Here is a 17,235-nt window from a genome sequence, read left to right as displayed (position 1 = left end):
AGGATAGATTCATGGCTGAACTGAAGACCTATACGGTAGTAGAAGCGGCTCAGATTTGCCAGTGTCACGATCAAACAATTCGACAACATATTCGTTCAGGTTTACTGAAAGCCAGTAAGCCGGGACGAAAATATTGTATCAGGGCAAGTGACCTTGACGATTTTTTAAACGCTTTGCACAATGACCAAGTGCAAGCGTCACTCGAACGACGGAGTGAACAGAAATGCCAATTTATCAAAGAGAAAATGGAATTTGGTACATTGATATCAAAACGCAAACTGGCCAGCGAATTAGACGCTCTTCTGGAACTAAAAACAAAACCGAAGCACAAGAACTTCACGACAAATTAGCTTATGAACAGTGGAGAATCGACCGTTTGGGTGATAAACCAAAGAGGATTTGGGACGAGGCCGTATTACTTTGGATTCAAGAAAAGGGAGGTGAAAAGAAAAGTATTAAAGCCGATATAAGTAGATTGCGCCATTTACAGTCATTAAGAGGCTTAAATTTGAATAGTATTTCTAGGAGTATGATACTAGAAACTGTGAATAGCTTGCCTTGTTCCAAAGCTACAAAGAATAGGTATATAGCTTTAATCAGGGCAATTTTGCGTAAAGCAAAATATGATTGGCAATGGATCGATGATATTCCACAAATACCTTTATACAAAGAGCCAAGCAAAAGAGTTCGTTGGATTACTGTCAAAGAAGCTCAGTGTTTAATTTCAAAACTTCCAAGCTACATGGCCTTAATGGCTGTTTTCAGTTTAGCCACTGGCTTGAGGCAATCAAATGTCTTTCATTTAAAATGGTGTCAAGTGGATATAAGCAAGAGGGCAGCATGGTTTGGAGAAAGTGAAACAAAGTCGGAGCATTCTTTAGGTGTTGCTTTAAATGAAATGGCATTAGATGTTTTAAAAATGCAACGAGGTAAACATCCAATTTATGTTTTTGTTAATTCAAAAGGAAATCCAATTCAGAGTTTAAATTCTAAACTTTGGAAAAAGGCAGTTAGAGAAGCTGGGCTTTTGGATTTCCGGTGGCATGATCTTAGACACACATGGGCAAGTTGGTTAGCTCAGAAGGGAGTACCAATCATACATTGAAAGAAATGGGGGATGGGAGAGTTTGGAAATGGTTCAACGCTATGCACATTTATCGTCTGAACATTTACAGCAACATGCCAGTGTTCTTGATAACATTCATTTAGTTAGACACAAAAAAGACACAGAAAATACTGTGCCTGATTTTAAAAAATCATAAGTAAATGATTTTTAATATTAAATATGGTGGGTCGTCAGGGATCGAACCCTGGACAAATGGAATATAAGGCCAATGTAGCATAGTGTGGCGCTGAATCATGAATAAACATCTAAAAATCGCATTGATGCTGTTGGCGGTTATCTTGTTTGCCATCAGTTTCCATGCCAGTGATAGCTGGTTGCTACTTTGCTATGGCTTGGCATTGTTTTTATTTGGCATGCAATGTATGGAAGAAGGTTTGCAGGGGTTGGCTGGCGGGCTGATAGAAAAAATTCTAGGCAAAAGCACGCAAACACCCACAAAAGGTATGTTATTTGGCATGGGTGCCACTTTTCTGATGCAATCGACCACATTGGTGTCTTTTCTCACTATGGCTTTTTTGTCGGCAGGCATGGTTAGCCTAGCAGGCGGCATTGCTATTATTTTGGGGGCAAATTTGGGTGCCACCAGCGGTATTTGGCTGCTGGCTTTGGCTGGGCAAAATCTCAGCTTAAGTCCGATTGCCTTGCCTCTGGTCTTTTTTGGTATTCTGGCCAGCTTTTTGGGTGATAAAGCCAAGGCTGCGGGCCGAGTTTTGCTGGGCATAGGGTTGATTTTTCTCGGTATTGAAGCCATTAAATCTGGGTTTACTCATTTTAGTCATGGCGTCGATTTTACTCAGTTGCCCGTTAGTGGAGGATGGGGTGTCGCGCTGTTTGCTTTAGCCGGATTGTTGCTGACAGTCGTTTTGCAATCCAGTCATGCCACACTGATGATTACTTTGGCTGCGTTGGGTGGCGGGCAATTGATTTTATTGCATGGGCTGGCTATGGCCATTGGTTCTAACTTCGGCAGTAGTTTGAGTACGGCTGTGGTGGGGCTGCTGGGGGGCGATCGGAATGGTCAGCGGTTGGTATTAGCTCACTTGCTGTTTAATGGTGTGACCGCTATTTTGGCGTTGCTGTTGTTGCTGCCTTTGCAATGGATCGTAGAGAATCTAGCCGCATTGGTGGGTTTGGGTGGCAATCTTTTGATTCAACTGGCGCTTTTCCATACGCTGTTTAATGCTTTGGGTGTGGCACTATTTTGGCTTGGCAATCCAAGCTGGCGGCGGCGCTGATGCGCTGGTTGCCGGAAATACCAGCAGACGCTGTATTGTTGCCTGAAACGACTGCAGATATTTTGGTTCAGCCCAAGCCCGCTCTGTATCTAAGTAAAACAGCTTTGGCCACAGCAGATACGGCATTGATGGCGCTGATGCAGGAAACCGCACATTTAGGACGGCTGAGCTTAGAATTGATTGCTCATGCGGCGCAGATCCCTAGCTGGAAATTATATGACGATGCCGCTGCCGAAATTGAACTGCAAAATGGTCATGAGGCGCCTTCATCGTTGCCCACCACCGATGACTTGTATCGCGTTTATATTAAAGGCGTTTATGGTGAGTTACTTAATTTTATGGGCCGCTTCAGGCAGCCTTTGACAGCACAGCAAAAGATTTGGTGGAATAGCATCCCCATTGTGGTGATGCATTTGATGGATGCTGTTAAAGATGCCAATGAACTGCAGCGCAACATGGCTCGTTTTTTACACAGCGACGATGATCAGGCAAAAAAGAGGTACCAAGATTTGCGCCGTCATTTAAAGGATTTGTTGCGCGAGGCACTGCATTTATGGCGGCCTCAGCATTACTCGGCGGCCGCTTGGGCCCAGTATTTGCACACTTGGGAAGCACACAATCAAGCATTCATTTATGATTTTCGGCAGCAGGTATTGGATGCGATCGCGGCAGGGCAGATCAATGGCTGGTTAGGCGGATCCATGTTGAATGATTTAAGTTGCTTAGTACGAATCACACGCAGCTTGGATAAAGCGATGGCATTCACAGATAAACATGGTGAACTGATTTTACCGCAGTATATCGAAATAATTTACCATTTAACTCAAGAACCTAAACACCAACAAGCTATCTCTGTGCGCCAGTCATGATTTGATTAAATTGGGCCAGTAGCAAAACAGCCGTTATCGGAGAGGATAACGGCTGCGTACATTGATTGGTTTTGCTCAGCAGAAAAACAACATAGATTGGCTACTCAATCATCACTGCTTTTTTTCAGTGGTTTGGCGGGTTTTTTAGCAGCCAATCCCAATGATTGTTGCCATTTTGTGGGGTTTTTCACCAGATCCAAAGCCGTTTTGAGTTGTTCATCTTTGGCTGGATTAGGGTCGCGACGGCTCAGCCAATCGTCTTCATTATCCGCATTCTTGCTGGATGCACTTTTATCCGGTGCCGCATTGGTGGGGGTGCTGGCGGCTTGGCTGTTTTGATCTTGGGTAATGATTTCGCCCTTGGTTTCCTTGCCACCAAACGGGTTGCTAATGTGGCCCGCCAAATCCGCTTCGCGGCTTTCATACAGCCGTTTCTTATCCAAAACTTCGACATCGGGCACAATCCCTTGCGCCTGAATAGAGCGGTCGTTGGGCGTGTAATACAAGGCTGTGGTGATTTTCATGGCGGCGCCATTGGATAATGGCATTACTGTTTGCACCGAGCCTTTCCCGAAACTTTGGGTGCCTACTACTACTGCACGTTTGTGATCTTGCAAAGCCCCTGACACGATTTCCGATGCGGAGGCTGTGCCTGAATTAATTAAGATCGTGATGGGGATGGTTTTAATTTCAGCAGGCAAGGTCGACAAGGGATCAGACCCAGATGACATCAAATAATCTTGTGGTACGGCTTTTAAATCCATGCCTTCTGCTTTATCTCGGCCCTTAGTGCTGACAACTTTAGCACCTGGCTGCAAAAATACCGCCGATACGCCCACTGCGCCATTGAGCAAGCCGCCCGGATCGTCGCGCAAATCTAACACCAAGCCTTTCAACGGTGCTTTATTTTCTTGATGCAAAGCGTCGATGGCTTCAACCAAGGTTGGGACGGTGCGTTCTTGGAATTGAGTAATACGCACGTAGCCGTAACCGGGCTCCAATAATTTATAGCGCACACTTTTGACCTTAATGATGGCACGAGTGAGGTGCACTACAATCGGTTGGGAAGCGTCTTTGCGCGATAAGGTTAGGGTGATTTTGGTGCCCGGTTTACCGCGCATTTTTTTCACCGCCTCAGTGGAAGTCATGCCACGGGTTGATTCATCGTTGATCTTTACAATGTAATCACCACTTTTGACGCCGGCGCGTTCGGCAGGCGTATCTTCAATGGGCGAGACCACTTTAATGAAGCCTTCTTCGGCACCAATTTCCATGCCCAGACCACCAAACTCGCCAGTGGTGCTTTCTTGTAAGTCGGCATAGTCCTTCACCGTGAGGTATTCGGAGTGGGGATCCAAATTCGAAACCATGCCCTTTAAGGCACCTTCGAGAATCTGGTCATCATTTTTATTGTCGACATAGTTGGCTTTGATTTGTCCGTAAACCTCGGCCATGGTGCGCAGCGATTGTACTGGCAATACTTCTTTTTGTCCGTTGGCGTAGCTTTGTACACTCAGTGTCAATAAAGCGCCGCTCAGCGCACCTAATGTGTAAATTGCAATTTTTTTGATGGTGGGTTTGGCCATTTGGTTCAATTCTTTCCCTGAGTGTCAATGGTGTGTGCCCGAAATAATGGTTTATTGGGCGCTACACAGCTTGCAGAGCTTAAAAAAAAAATGTCGAGAGGGCAAGTGCAAGTGGGTAAATCTTTGCTAATCGATGTTGGGTAATGGTGATGTTTAAGCGGCTATCAGCTGATGAATGATAAAGGGTTCATCGGTTGGCTATGGTAACGAATTTCGAAATACAAGCCATTTTCACCATTGGGTAGGCTGCCACTGCGTCCTATGCCTTGGCGTGCGCTGATGTGGCTGCCTGAATGCACGGCCACGCCACCTAAGCCAGCATAAACGCTCACATAGCCATTGCCATGGTCTACAATCACAGTATGGCCATAGCCAGATAAAGCGCCCGCATAAATCACCTCGCCTGGCGCAATGCTTTGTACGCTGGCGGGAGGCGTGGCGAAAAACAATCCTTTCCATGTGCCGCCACCAGGTTTGGCTTGCCCAAATTGGCCGGCTACTCGACCGCTAACGGGTCGGCGCATTTGCCCTTGCATACGAGCAAATCCATTCAATTCCGTTGGCGCTTCTGTGGCGATCTGCGGTGCTTGCAAGGCCATATCTTCGGCGGTAAGGGTAGATTTTGCGGCGTTGGGTGTGGATTTGGGGATGGTGCTGCGCGTGTTTTTTTTGCCAGGTGGCGCCACTGGTATTTTGGCTGCTTGGGTAGAAGCCGCCAGCTGAGCTTGGCGTTTTTGCTGTGCTTGATGATGGGCATTGGCTGCCGCTTTGCGTTTTACTGCTGCTTGTGCACTCAAGCGACTGATGAGGTTACTGAGTTGGCGCTCGTTGGCTTTGAGTGTGCTTAACTTGGCATTTTGTTGGTCCAGTTGCTGATCCAGCTGATTACTTTGGTTTTTTTGAGCAGCATGTTGGCGGCCCAATTGGGCAAGGACATTTTTTTGTTTGGCTTGCAGCTGAGTCAATTGTCTTTGTTGTTGGGCAATGGCTTGCTGTTGTTGCGCCAGAGCCTGTTGTTGCGTGCGCAATCGGCTGATGACTTGTTCATTGGCCTGATTAACATAACGCATGTATTGCAACAAGCGGCCTTTTTGCTGTGCGCTGTTGTTTTTCAATAATAAATTGATGGCATTGGGTTGGCGGTTGCGGTAATGCGCATTGAGTAGCCGCGCCACTTGTGTTTGGGCACCGCCAATGCGGGTTTTCAATTCCTCAAGCTGAGTTTGCAGTTGTTGTAATTTGGCCGTGCTCAAGCCACGCTGCTTGGCGAGGGTGGCCAGCTGTTTTTGCACTTGTTGCAGCTGGTTTTGAGTATGTGTGAGTGAAGCGTCCACTTGTTTTTGCGTGGCTGTGGTTTGCTGGATTTGCCGTTGGGTACCGGAAATCGCTTTTTGCACTTGTTGTAAGTCTTGTGGTGATGCCGCGGGTGCAGACCAAACCATGGGTGGCATACCGCCCAACAGCATGGCCAGAGCGTATCCAATAAAGTGTTTCATGACGTTAACTGAACTGAATCAGGCTGTGGCCAGTCATTTCTGCTGGCGGATTGATGCCCAACATGGCCAATAAGGACGGCGCGATGTCTTTTAAGGCACCACCGGCTTCAATGTGGGCAGGTCGGCCAATGTACAAGAAAGGCACTGGATCGGTGGTGTGTTGGGTGTGTGCCTGACCGCTTTTGGCATCGTACATGCGTTCGCAATTGCCATGATCAGCGGTGATCAATACTTCACCGCCGGCGGCTAAGGCTGCCTGAACCACTTCGCCAACACATTGGTCAAGGGTTTCCACAGCTTTGATGGCTGCGGGCAAAATACCGGTGTGGCCAACCATGTCACCATTGGCAAAATTACAAATAATCATGTCATGCTGGCGGTGCGCGATGCTATTGATGATTTGATCTGCCACTTGTTGTGCGCTCATTTCTGGCTGCAAATCATAAGTTGTCACTTTGGGGGAGGGAATTAGAATGCGCTCTTCACCAGGATAAGGTTCTTCGCGCCCACCGCTAAAAAAATAGGTGACGTGGGGGTATTTCTCGGTTTCGGCAATACGCAGTTGGCTGAATCCTTGCTTCGACAAAAACTCACCCAAGCCATTTTCAATGGCAGATTTGCGAAACATAACAGGATGCGTGAATTGGGTGCCGTAGCTGGTGATGCTGGCAAAGTAGCCGGGATGAACACGGTGTTTGCGTGTAAAGCCAGTGAAATCGTCAAAGGTCAGGGCTTGCGTGAGTTCGCGTGCGCGATCGGCGCGGAAATTTAGAAACAGCACCGCATCGCCATCAGCCAGCTTGCCTTGAGGATTGACTATGGTGGCTTGTACAAATTCATCGTGCTCACCGCGAGCATAAGCGGCATCCAGTGCCGCTTCGACTGATGCTGCCTGAAAAGGCGCGTCACCAAATAAGGCATTGTAAGCTGCTTCAACCCGATCCCAGCGGTTGTCGCGATCCATGGCATAAAAACGCCCCACCACGCTGCCGCACAAAACATGTGAGTGCTGGTTCATGTAGACCTGCAAACGTTGTAAATAAGGGCGAGCACTTTGTGGTGGCGTATCGCGTCCATCTAAAAAAGGATGTACCACGATTTTGCGCATGCCTGCGGCAATGGCGGCATCCAAAATAGCAAAAAAATGATCAATGTGGCTGTGTACACCACCATCTGAAAATAGCCCCAGCAAATGCACGGTTTTGTTGGGTACCTGCCACGCGGTTTGGAGAACGGCGTTGTCTGCCAAGCTACCTTTCTCGATGGCCATATCGATGCGCGTAATGTCTTGCGGGACCACGCGACCTGCGCCTATATTTAAATGGCCCACTTCCGAGTTGCCAAATTGGCCGCTGGGCAGCCCTACCATACGTTCTGAAGCGTCGATGGTGCCGTAAGCATATTGTTGGCGGTAGACATCTAAATGCGGTGTTTTGGCTAGCAAAACAGCATTATCATCACCCTCGGCACGGTGACCGAAACCATCTAGGATCAGCAAAACTATGGGTTTGGTTAAAGACACAATTAACCTTTCGTGGGTACCAGTTGCTCGTGTGCCCAATGATCATACTCAAGCAACGACAAAAAAATAGGCTGCCTGAAGAGGCTGCGTTCATGCAGTATTATAAGGGGGTTCACTTGATAAACTCAAACTGCATCCCCATATTTCAGCTGATTCATTGCGGTAGGAGTATGCGCGTGATAGCCACCTTAAATACAAAGAAGACCATGCCAGAAAAACAGCAGCCTTTTTCTTTAGCCAATCAATTTTTGATTGCCATGCCCAGTTTAGCTGACCCATTTTTTGGCGGCAGCGTGGTGTATGTGTGTGAGCACAATGCTGATGGCGCGGTTGGTGTAGTCATCAACAAACCCTCACCGATGACCATGGACTTGCTTTTTGATGCGGCAAAAACACCTACACCCAATCGCTTTTGTAATCAATGGGTGATGATGGGTGGGCCTGTACAAGTAGATCGAGCTTCTTGGTGCATACGCCAGTGGGCTCTTGGGACAGTAGCTTATTGGTGACTGACGACATTGCCATGACTACTTCGCGTGACATCATTGCCGGTTTGGCCGATGGTGATAGCGTGCGTAAAGCAGTGGTGACCATCGGTTACTGCAGTTGGTCGGCAGGACAGTTGGAACGTGAGCTGGCTGATAATTCTTGGTTAACAACTCCAGCCGATGCCCATATCTTATTTGATATCCCTTATGCCGATCGTTATCAGGCTGCTATGCGATTATTGAATGTGGACATGGCACAACTCAGTGGGTTGGCTGGCCATGCCTGATTTAATGCCGCTTCGTCAAGGTACCATATTGGCCTTTGATTTTGGAACGGCACGCATTGGCGTGGCTGTGGGTGAAGCCGAATTGGGCAGCGGTCATCCCTTGGAAACCGTATGCGCCACCACCAATGACGCGCGTTTTGGCCGCATTGCGGCATTAATCCGTGAATGGCAGCCGCAGGCTTTGGTCGTGGGCTTGCCGCGACACATGGATGGACAGGATGATGAAGCAACGGCCTTGTGTCGAAAATTCGGGCAGCGTCTTCATGGTCGTTTTCATCTCCCCGTATATTGGGTGGATGAGCGGTTAACGTCGGTGGTGGCCGAAAGTTTACTGGCCGAGGCTCAAGTGTTTGGCAAAAAGCAAAAACAGGCTTTGGATCAAGTTGCGGCCATGGCGATTATGCAGACTTATTTTGAAGCCGGTGCTTTGACTTCATTGGATACATAACGTGGGTTTCTTGCTGCTGGGTCTGTTGCGCAACTAGGTTGCCTGAAACCCAATCAGGCAGCCCGATGGGTTAGTTATTCAGTTTAATTCCTAAGGCTTGCTCTTGTCGTTTTTGTAGTTGCTGTTGCTTTAAATCATAATCCTGCGGGGGGATGGCCAGCGTGCTTTGAATCAACCGGGCCGTCAGACTGTTGGGATATCGCTGTTGGTATTTTGTCCATGCCGCTTCTGCTTCAGGTTCCACTTGCGCGCCTTCGCCTTCTGCTTCCCTATGGTAAGTGGGGGTATTGTCCAGCCCTAGCAAAAACCAGTTTTGATACATGGCATACTGAATTTTTGCTTCTTTGGCCAATGGGCTTTTCGGGTAAGTGTCCAAAAATTGTTCCCACTCGTGAATACGTTGGCCCAATTCGGCAAACGAAATAATCAGCCCCGCATCTGATTGATCCAAGACTTTATCTTGCTTACTGCGTATCTTTAGATAGGCCTGCATATCTGCCGGTGCATCGGCGCCAAATAATTTCAGATAATAATCCGCTTGTGGGCGAATCAGCACAATGCCTTCGCCAATTTCCCAATACTCTAAGCCAAAGCGAGCCATTTTCTGCTGCTTGGCCAGCAAAAGAGCGCTGGGGCGGATACATTCATTACACTTTTGCTGCCAATATTTCGGTGCATAATAATTATCCAGAAACGCCGTCTGCTGCGTCATCATCGTTTCCAGTAATGGACTTTGCTGGGCAATGAGTTGGGTATACAGAGCGTGTATTTGTTGAGGCGTGCTGTGTGTGAGTTGCTTCTTGGTTTTATTGCCATACCACACAAAGCGCTGGTAGATATCTTTGGGCATGGGCGCGATTGCTTGTGCAGCCACTACAGAATCGGGCGGGCGGTTAGTGGAAGGGCTTTCCTTACTGAGCGCATTGGGCTTTGGGGCTGTGGATTCTTCTTGGCAGGCACTCAAGCCGACCAGCAGGAAACCAGTGCAAAGGATTCGACGCATGGGCACCAAACTTTCTTCAATGGGGCATTAGTGAATAGGGTACAACATAACACAAGACAATAAAAAGCTGCCTGATGTCATTCAGGCAGCTTGGATGCAGCACAATGATGTCGCAGTGAATCAGGCTTTGGGCTCTTCTGTTTGTGTTTTTTGGCGCAAGCGCAAACCCAATTCGCGCAGTTGCTTTTCATCCACATGGTTAGGAGCATCCACCAGCAAGTCTTGAGAACGCTGGGTTTTGGGGAAGGCAATCACGTCACGAATGGATTCGGCCCCAGCCATAAGTGTGACCAATCGGTCCAAGCCAAAGGCCAAGCCACCATGCGGAGGCGCACCAAATTTCAGGTTGTTGAGCAGGAAGCCGAATTTGTTTTGCTGCTCTTCAGGTGTGATTTTGAGCGCCGCAAACACCTTTTCCTGTACATCGGCGCGGTGAATACGGATAGAGCCGCCACCAATTTCCCAACCATTTAAAACCATGTCATAAGCACGCGCCAAGCAATGCTCAGGATCCCTTTCCATCAAATCTTCATGGCCTGGTTTGGGTGATGTGAACGGGTGGTGCATGGCGCTCCAACGATTTTCGTCTTCGTCGTATTCAAACATCGGGAAATCAATAACCCAGAGTGGGCGCCATTCATCGGTGAAGTAGCCATTGTCGGCACCATGCTCGCGACCAATTTTAATGCGCAACGCGCCCATGGCTTCATTGACCACTTTGGCTTTGTCAGCGCCGAAGAAAATGAGGTCGCCGTTTTGAGCTTCGGTTTTGTCGATGATGGCTTGTAAAGCTTCGTTTGACAGGAATTTGACAATCGGTGATTGCAAGCCGCTGCCTTCGCCATTGCTGATGTTGGTAACGTCATTTACTTTGATGTAGGCCAAACCTTTGGCACCGTAAATGCCCACGAATTCGGTGTAGCTGTCGATTTCCTTACGCGTCAGTTTGGCGCCATTGGGGATACGCAACGCCACCACGCGGCCATTGGGCATATCGGCAGCGCCACGGAATACTTTGAATGCCTCGGTTTTCATCAAATCAGTTAATTCGGTGAATTTTAGGCTGACGCGCAAGTCGGGTTTGTCAGAGCCATAATGGAACATGGCATCGGTCCAGGTCATGCGCGGGAATGTACCTAAGTCGACACCCAAAGATTCTTTGAAAATAGACTTGGCCATGCCTTCGGTAATATCCATGATCTCGTCTTCGGTGAGAAATGAAGTTTCCAAGTCGATTTGAGTGAATTCGGGTTGGCGGTCTGCGCGCAAATCTTCGTCGCGGAAGCACTTCACGATTTGATAGTAGCGGTCAAAGCCGGCCACCATCAGCAATTGTTTAAATAGCTGTGGTGATTGGGGTAGGGCAAAAAATTCGCCCGGGAATACGCGGCTGGGTACCAAATAATCACGCGCGCCTTCAGGGGTAGAACGGGTTAGCATCGGCGTTTCGATGTCGATGAAGCCTTGTCCGTCTAGGTAGCGGCGCACGGCCATGGTAACCTGATAGCGCAAGCGTAGATTTTGCTGCATGGCGGGGCGGCGCAAGTCGATAACACGGTTGGCCAAGCGCACATTTTCAGAGATATTTTCGTCGTCGATTTGGAATGGTGGTGTGGCGGCCGCGTTTAAAACATCAATTTCCTTAGCCAAAATTTCAATGCCGCCGGAAATCATTTTATCGTTTTTCGTGCCATCTGGGCGAGAACGAACGCGGCCGGTGATGCTCAATACATATTCATTGCGGGATGAATCCGCTTTGGCAAAGGCTTCTGGCGTATCGGGATCAATCACGACTTGCACCAAGCCTTCGCGATCACGCAAGTCGATGAAGATGACTCCGCCGTGGTCGCGGCGGCGATGTACCCAACCTTTTACGGTTACGGTTTGGTCAAGGTATTGCTCGTTAATCAAGCCACAATAATTGGTTCGCATAAGTTGCCTTTTATCATCCAAAATATAGGTTACTGCGGTTTTCAGGCTGCCTGAAAACCAGTATCAAGGTTAAAGAGGTTTGTCTGGTGTGTGTTCGGCCAAAGGCAGCTGCGGCTGCTGGGGGTGCGGCATTTCTTCTGGTTGCACCATGCCTAATGAAATCACGTATTTCAACGCTTCATCCACGCTCATGTCTAAAGGTCGCACATCGCTGGTACGCACCATTACGTAATAGCCCCCGGTGGGGTTGGGGGTTGTGGGTACATACACAGAAATATAGGCTGTATTTTCTTGGGGATTTGTCTGGGCCAGCTCTTCAATAATACTTTCTGGTATGTGGCCAGACACAAAACCCACTGTCCAGATATTGGGTTGCGGAAAAGGCACCAAAACTGGGGTTTTAAAAGACTGGCGCGAGTCAGAAAGCAGAGATTCACTGACTTTTTTGACACTGGAATAAATACTTTTGACCACGGGGATGCGCCCCATTAGCGAATCCCAGCCCGCAATCAGTTTTCGTCCCAATACATTGGCGGCCAAAATACCAGTACAAAACACCACAATCAAGGCAGCCAATAAACCCAAGCCAGGGATCTTAAAGCCGAATAAGGCTTGTGGTTGCCAACGAGCTGGTAAAATATTCACCAATTGGTCAGCAGCGCCCACAATGTAGGTAATCACCCAAATGGTGACCATCACCGGCAGCCATACCAGAATGCCGGTGATCATGTATTTTTTCAGGGCTTTGGCAAATTGATTGCCATCGGCAGGCGAGGCGGCCATGTCGCGCTTATCCTTGTGGGAGAACCAACGGTTTAGACTAAACAAACGATTTATTATACGCGTATCTGCGCGACTGGGGCAGGGGTTGGTGCCAGTAAATATGCGTAGTCGTTTATTATTGAGAACGTGCGTAAGCTGAAGAGCCTCAATGGCTGATGCACGCTAGAGTGGGATGGGCGAATGATTTTGGGAGAAAGCATGATGTTGAGTCGAATAATGAGCTGTGGGATTGTGGTGTTGGTTCTGGGTGCTTGTTGTCCTTTTGGGTACACCACGCATGAAGAATATCGGTGGACCAATCCTCAATGGTCGGCCAATGAGGTGAGCAAAGTAAAATCACGTTGCGCTGCCTACAGTAAAGATGAGCAGCGGCAACGCGAAAATGAATTTCTTCGCATGGTGCAGCAGCAATGCCGCAGCAGTGAGCCGTTTAATAATGTGCAATGGGTTGATGTGTCAGGAAAGCCACTTTCCAGCAATCAAGCTCAGAAACAAAGGAATTATTTCCGCAAATTGTGCCAGCACAGTGCTGCCAAAAGTACCGAGCAGAGAGACGAGATATTGGCGAATTGTCCCGATTGCAGAAGAAATATGTTGGAATCATGCTATCGCGAACAGGGTTTGAGCCGAGTGGCAACCAGGGTGCCTGCCTGTAAATCCATGAGATTATTTTAATCATTTTATGTTGGTGGCGAGGTTTGGTTTTGATGCCGATGTAATGCCGAAATTGTATGTGGTTTGGGTTTTCTTCAATCAGCTCGATGTGTTGCGTTTCAGCCATGATGTGCATTAGCTATTGTCTTGGTTGAGGGTGTCATGCATGTGCATGAAAAGCTGTTTTCAGGCATGTATATGGGTTGATGAGTGCATGTGTGCGGCATTTATGCGACAATTTGCCCCATTTTTACGACTAATATCACCATGAAACTACATTCCTTTGTGGCGGCTGAAGTTGAGTCCGCTTTTGCGGCTGCCGGGCTGGCCGGTAACCCCATCGTCTTACAAGCAGCCAAAAATGCTGATTTTGGCGATTATCAAATCAATGGCGTGATGGGGGCCGCGAAAAAAGCCAAGCAAAACCCGCGCGCGTTGGCGCAAACCGTGGCAGATTTTCTGGCCAACAGCAAAATCATTGTTTCGGCAGAAGTGGCTGGCCCCGGGTTTGTGAATTTGCGCATTCAGCCGTCATTTTTGGCTCACGGTATTCAGGCAGCCTTGCATGATTCGCACTTGGGTGTGACTCAGTCTGCTCAACCGCAAACGGTGGTGATTGATTACTCCTCGCCCAATTTGGCGAAAGAAATGCATGTGGGCCATTTGCGCTCCAGCATTATTGGCGACAGCCTCAATCGCGTGCTGACGTTCCTCGGGCATCGCGTGATTGCGCAAAACCACGTGGGAGATTGGGGCACGCAATTTGGGATGTTGGTGGCTTATTTGGTGGCACAACAGCAGGCGGGTCGTGCCGATTTGGAATTGGCCGACTTGGAGCAGTTTTACCGTAACGCCAAAATACGCTTTGATGAAGATGACGCTTTTGCCGATACCGCCCGTGCTTATGTGGTGAAACTGCAAAGCGGTGATGAACAGGTATTGGCGCTGTGGAAACAATTTGTGGCCGCTTCGCTAAAGCATGCCCAGTCTGTATATCAGCGTTTGGGTTTGAAATTGACCGAAGCTGATGTTATGGGTGAATCTGCCTATAACGCCATGTTGCAGCCCACTGTAGATGAGTTGATCAACAAGGGTTTGGTGGTGGACAGTGAAGGTGCCAAAGTGGCGTTCTTGGATGAATTCAAAAACCAAGACGGTGAACCCGCGGCATTCATTGTGCAGAAAAAAGGCGGCGGCTTTTTGTATGCCAGCACGGATTTGGCTTGCTTACGCTATCGGGTGCAAGTGTTACAGGCAAATCGGCTGTTGTATGTCGTGGATGCGCGACAAAGTTTGCATTTTGCCGAATTGTTTACACTGGCGCGCAAGGCAGGATGGCTGCCTGAAAACGTGCGTGCCGAACATGTGCCTTTTGGTACGATGATGGGCAAGGATGGCAAGCCTTTTAAAACGCGCAGTGGCGACACGGTTAAATTGGTGGATTTGTTGGATGAGGCCGATGAGCGCGCCACGGCTTTGGTGCGTAGTAAAAATCCTGATTTGGCCTTAGATGAAGCGCAACACATTGGCCACGTGGTGGGCTTGGGTGCGGTTAAGTATGCCGATTTGAGCAAAAATCGCAGCAGTGATTATGTGTTTGATTGGGACAGCATGCTTTCATTTGAGGGCAATACTGCGCCATACCTACAATACGCTTATACTCGAGTAAGCAGTGTATTGCGAAAAGCAGGTTGCTTTGATGAACAAGCGTCAGTGGTGCTGACAGAAGCTGCGGAGAAGCAATTGGCGTTGGCGCTCTTACAGTTTGAAGATGTATTGGATAACGTGGCGCAGAGTGCTACCCCCATTTCTTGGCAGCTTATTTATATCAATTGGCCACTTTATTTAGCCGTTTTTATGAAAGTTGTCCGATTTTGAAAGCAGAAGGCGCCGTTCGCGACAGTCGATTGCAACTGGCCAAACTCACGGGGCAAACACTGCAAACCGGTTTGGGGTTGTTGGGCATTGCCACTTTAGATGTCATGTAATTGTTTTATTAAATGCCAGATTGCTTTAAAGCCATTCTGGTGTATTGGGTTGATTTGTGTTTAAGGCTGCCTGAAAAAGAACCGATTGATTTCTTTTTCAGGCAGCCTTAGGTTTTTTACACATCAAATGACTTTAATTAACATGCCCGATTAAGCCAAGCATTTACAAAGTCAATGTATTGCCATCTATTCTTGGCATGGCAATACCCACTTCTATGTGTGTTGAAAATAAGCAGACCGCGCTTGTAGGCAGACAAGGCCTGAAGATGGACGGTGAGCTTGTTTGTTTAAGGGTTAGCGAAAGTCGCTTCCAATCGAACTTTTTGATCACCATCCAAGAGCTCTAATTTTTGGCCGTTGCCATGAGGCACCACGCGCCAAGTCTGGATCGCGGCCAAGCTATTTTTGCCCGTATTTTCAACTTGAATATTGGTGCACATCATTAAAGTGCTGGCGGCGCGGCCAAATTGCAGAGCTTGTTGCTGCTGCTGGTAGCTGCCCATAATGCGGTTGCAGCCAAAATAAGCGTGGAAGCGCTGGGTGTTGGGGTCGAAGCCAATGCGGTAATTGTCCTGAGTCACTTTTGTGCCATCCATCGCGGTAATGGCCCACTCGCCTTGAAGTGGGTTGACGTGTGTCGGTGCTGAAGTAGCGCATGCTGTAAGGCCCGCAAACGCAGCGAATGTGCATAATATGAATCGTGTTTTTTTCATGGGTAATCTCCTGTATTTAAAATACGCCGTTTGGCGTAGCCAGTTGTTTCTTGGTGTGGGTGCGCAACAAAAAAACATGCTGCCTGAAAAAAACAATTACAGCAAATTTTGCGCTTTCGATATTTGCTCCATAAGTTTGCCATTGGTGGTGCTGGGTATTCAGCGGTTTTTACGGGATCGTTTGGACACGTTTTCTTGCTCGGCTTGTTTGGCTTTGAATTCGCGCAAATACGTCAGTGCGGCGGCTTTTTCATCGGCATTGCCATATTGAAAATCGTGCATGGCACGTCGATATGTGGCGCGTTCTTGTGCCTTGGCGATTTGTTGTTGCTGAAATTCGTCTTGATTGTCGGGTACGCGTCGCTGTGCTTGCAAGTTTTGTGCCCGAGCCATGGCTTGGGCAATCAGCTCGGCAGGGTTGACTTTGTTTGCAGATATGATGGTGGGTATTTCGTTTGCTGCTTTTTTCGCCGCTAACTGCGCTTTTTGGGCAGCTAGGCGCTGTGCTTTTGCCTCAGCCTGGCGGCGAAGCCGGTTTTGTTTGTGTTGGTGACGTAAGCGGGCTTGTGTCGCAGCTGCTTCACGCTGATGATGATCACCTTCAACCAAAGTGCGCGACCGTGGTAACCACGCATCGGTGACGGGCGACATGACGATACAATCCACTGGGCAGGGTGGTAGGCACAGTTCGCAGCCAGTGCATTCGTCGGCCAACACGGTGTGCATTTGCTTGGTAGCACCCACAATAGCATCTACCGGACACACTTTGATGCAGGCAGCGCAGCCAATGCACTCGGCTTCATCAATCCATGCCAAGGCTTTGGGCGCTATCGCTTTGTTGGCTTGGACCAAGGCTTGTGGCGGGCGGTTTAGAAGTTGCGCCAAATCCTGCATCACCACTTCGCCACCAGGCGTACACAAATTGATGGCGGCCGAACCTTCACTTAATGCTTGGGCATAGGGCGTGCAGCCATCAAAACCGCATTGACGGCATTGTGTTTGTGGCAAAAGTGCTGCTATGGAGTCAGCACAAACCGATGTCATCGCCCAATCCATCCTCAAAAACAAAGCGCTATTTTATCATGTGACGTTATGCTCTGGCGGC

Annotated in this window: 13 protein-coding genes and 3 pseudogenes; 8 read left to right on the top strand and 8 right to left on the bottom strand. The window is 48.5% G+C overall.

Features of this window, described 5'->3' with window-relative positions; translation table 11 throughout:
• Window positions 1–11: 11 nt before the first annotated feature.
• The 4 genes and pseudogenes from A2F46_RS13465 to A2F46_RS12325 all read left to right on the top strand — a co-directional run bounded on the left by A2F46_RS13465 (window position 12) and on the right by A2F46_RS12325 (window position 3,230).
• On the top strand, window positions 12–350 hold the full coding sequence (locus tag A2F46_RS13465) for a helix-turn-helix domain-containing protein (protein ID WP_369796328.1): 339 nt from the start codon (window positions 12–14) through the stop codon (window positions 348–350).
• Window positions 251–1,262 (top strand): annotated as a pseudogene (locus A2F46_RS08890) (tyrosine-type recombinase/integrase). Before A2F46_RS13465 ends, A2F46_RS08890 begins: the two are co-directional and overlap by 100 nt.
• Before the next feature lie 97 nt (window positions 1,263–1,359).
• Window positions 1,360–2,361 (top strand): Na/Pi cotransporter family protein, encoded by a 1,002-nt coding sequence (locus A2F46_RS12330; RefSeq protein ID WP_066569447.1) that lies wholly within the window; start codon window positions 1,360–1,362, stop codon window positions 2,359–2,361.
• Window positions 2,328–3,230 (top strand): hypothetical protein, encoded by a 903-nt coding sequence (locus tag A2F46_RS12325; RefSeq protein WP_066569445.1) that lies wholly within the window; start codon window positions 2,328–2,330, stop codon window positions 3,228–3,230. The genes A2F46_RS12330 and A2F46_RS12325 overlap by 34 nt, the downstream gene beginning before the upstream one ends.
• Before the next feature lie 104 nt (window positions 3,231–3,334).
• Here the strand turns inward: A2F46_RS12325 and A2F46_RS08875 are convergent, their stop codons facing one another.
• From A2F46_RS08875 to gpmI, 3 genes are all read right to left on the bottom strand, one after another.
• Window positions 3,335–4,816 carry a S41 family peptidase gene (locus A2F46_RS08875; protein ID WP_066569465.1) on the bottom strand — a complete coding sequence of 494 codons (1,482 nt, stop codon included), beginning with the start codon at window positions 4,814–4,816 and terminating at the stop codon, window positions 3,335–3,337.
• A 164-nt stretch (window positions 4,817–4,980) separates the two neighbouring features.
• Complete coding sequence (locus A2F46_RS08870) at window positions 4,981–6,312, bottom strand: murein hydrolase activator EnvC (protein WP_082783647.1); 1,332 nt, start codon at window positions 6,310–6,312, stop codon at window positions 4,981–4,983.
• Window positions 6,313–6,316: 4 nt separating this feature from the next.
• Entirely contained in the window at window positions 6,317–7,834 is a 1,518-nt protein-coding gene (gene gpmI / locus A2F46_RS08865; protein WP_066569463.1) for a 2,3-bisphosphoglycerate-independent phosphoglycerate mutase, read from the bottom strand.
• A 38-nt stretch (window positions 7,835–7,872) separates the two neighbouring features.
• Here gpmI and A2F46_RS08860 point away from each other — a divergent pair.
• Window positions 7,873–8,609 (top strand): annotated as a pseudogene (locus tag A2F46_RS08860) (YqgE/AlgH family protein).
• Window positions 8,602–9,057: a Holliday junction resolvase RuvX gene (gene ruvX / locus A2F46_RS08855; protein WP_066569434.1), complete on the top strand. Its 456-nt coding sequence runs from the start codon at window positions 8,602–8,604 to the stop codon at window positions 9,055–9,057. Before A2F46_RS08860 ends, ruvX begins: the two are co-directional and overlap by 8 nt.
• 70 nt (window positions 9,058–9,127) lie before the next feature.
• Here ruvX and A2F46_RS08850 read toward each other — a convergent pair whose 3' ends face one another.
• The 3 genes from A2F46_RS08850 to A2F46_RS08840 all read right to left on the bottom strand — a co-directional run bounded on the left by A2F46_RS08850 (window position 9,128) and on the right by A2F46_RS08840 (window position 12,775).
• Complete coding sequence (locus A2F46_RS08850; protein ID WP_156471609.1) at window positions 9,128–10,060, bottom strand: hypothetical protein; 933 nt, start codon at window positions 10,058–10,060, stop codon at window positions 9,128–9,130.
• Window positions 10,061–10,180: 120 nt separating this feature from the next.
• Window positions 10,181–11,992, bottom strand: a complete 1,812-nt coding sequence (gene aspS, locus A2F46_RS08845; RefSeq protein ID WP_066569424.1) for an aspartate--tRNA ligase — start codon at window positions 11,990–11,992, stop codon at window positions 10,181–10,183.
• Between the two features lie 69 nt (window positions 11,993–12,061).
• On the bottom strand, window positions 12,062–12,775 hold the full coding sequence (locus tag A2F46_RS08840) for a DUF502 domain-containing protein (RefSeq protein WP_066569423.1): 714 nt from the start codon (window positions 12,773–12,775) through the stop codon (window positions 12,062–12,064).
• 180 nt (window positions 12,776–12,955) lie between these two features.
• On the opposite strand from A2F46_RS08840, the gene A2F46_RS08835 reads away from it, so the two are divergent.
• Window positions 12,956–13,450 carry a hypothetical protein gene (locus A2F46_RS08835; RefSeq protein WP_066569414.1) on the top strand — a complete coding sequence of 165 codons (495 nt, stop codon included), beginning with the start codon at window positions 12,956–12,958 and terminating at the stop codon, window positions 13,448–13,450.
• 246 nt (window positions 13,451–13,696) lie between these two features.
• A pseudogene (gene argS / locus A2F46_RS08830) lies at window positions 13,697–15,417 on the top strand (arginine--tRNA ligase).
• Between the two features lie 287 nt (window positions 15,418–15,704).
• On the opposite strand, the gene A2F46_RS08825 reads toward argS, so the two are convergent.
• Window positions 15,705–16,130: an META domain-containing protein gene (locus A2F46_RS08825; RefSeq protein ID WP_066569412.1), complete on the bottom strand. Its 426-nt coding sequence runs from the start codon at window positions 16,128–16,130 to the stop codon at window positions 15,705–15,707.
• Between the two features lie 159 nt (window positions 16,131–16,289).
• On the bottom strand, window positions 16,290–17,174 hold the full coding sequence (locus tag A2F46_RS08820) for an RnfABCDGE type electron transport complex subunit B (protein WP_066569411.1): 885 nt from the start codon (window positions 17,172–17,174) through the stop codon (window positions 16,290–16,292).
• Window positions 17,175–17,235 lie beyond the last annotated feature (61 nt).

The organism is Snodgrassella sp. CFCC 13594, assembly GCF_001590725.1.
GTDB lineage: Bacteria > Pseudomonadota > Gammaproteobacteria > Burkholderiales > Neisseriaceae > Snodgrassella.
This window is presented reverse-complemented; position numbering and strand designations above follow the sequence as displayed.

Bases quoted from the DNA above. Each gene is read 5' to 3' on its own strand.
- A2F46_RS08870 (WP_082783647.1), bottom strand. From the start codon at position 6,312: ATGAAACACTTTATTGGATACGCTCTGGCCATGCTGTTGGGCGGTATG.
- A2F46_RS08820 (WP_066569411.1), bottom strand. From the start codon at position 17,174: ATGACATCGGTTTGTGCTGACTCCATAGCAGCACTTTTGCCACAAACA.
- A2F46_RS08875 (WP_066569465.1), bottom strand. From the start codon at position 4,816: ATGGCCAAACCCACCATCAAAAAAATTGCAATTTACACATTAGGTGCG.
- A2F46_RS12330 (WP_066569447.1), top strand. From the start codon at position 1,360: ATGAATAAACATCTAAAAATCGCATTGATGCTGTTGGCGGTTATCTTG.
- ruvX (WP_066569434.1), top strand. From the start codon at position 8,602: ATGCCTGATTTAATGCCGCTTCGTCAAGGTACCATATTGGCCTTTGAT.
- aspS (WP_066569424.1), bottom strand. From the start codon at position 11,992: ATGCGAACCAATTATTGTGGCTTGATTAACGAGCAATACCTTGACCAA.
- A2F46_RS08825 (WP_066569412.1), bottom strand. From the start codon at position 16,130: ATGAAAAAAACACGATTCATATTATGCACATTCGCTGCGTTTGCGGGC.
- A2F46_RS08850 (WP_156471609.1), bottom strand. From the start codon at position 10,060: ATGCGTCGAATCCTTTGCACTGGTTTCCTGCTGGTCGGCTTGAGTGCC.
- A2F46_RS08840 (WP_066569423.1), bottom strand. From the start codon at position 12,775: ATGGCCGCCTCGCCTGCCGATGGCAATCAATTTGCCAAAGCCCTGAAA.
- A2F46_RS13465 (WP_369796328.1), top strand. From the start codon at position 12: ATGGCTGAACTGAAGACCTATACGGTAGTAGAAGCGGCTCAGATTTGC.
- A2F46_RS08835 (WP_066569414.1), top strand. From the start codon at position 12,956: ATGATTTTGGGAGAAAGCATGATGTTGAGTCGAATAATGAGCTGTGGG.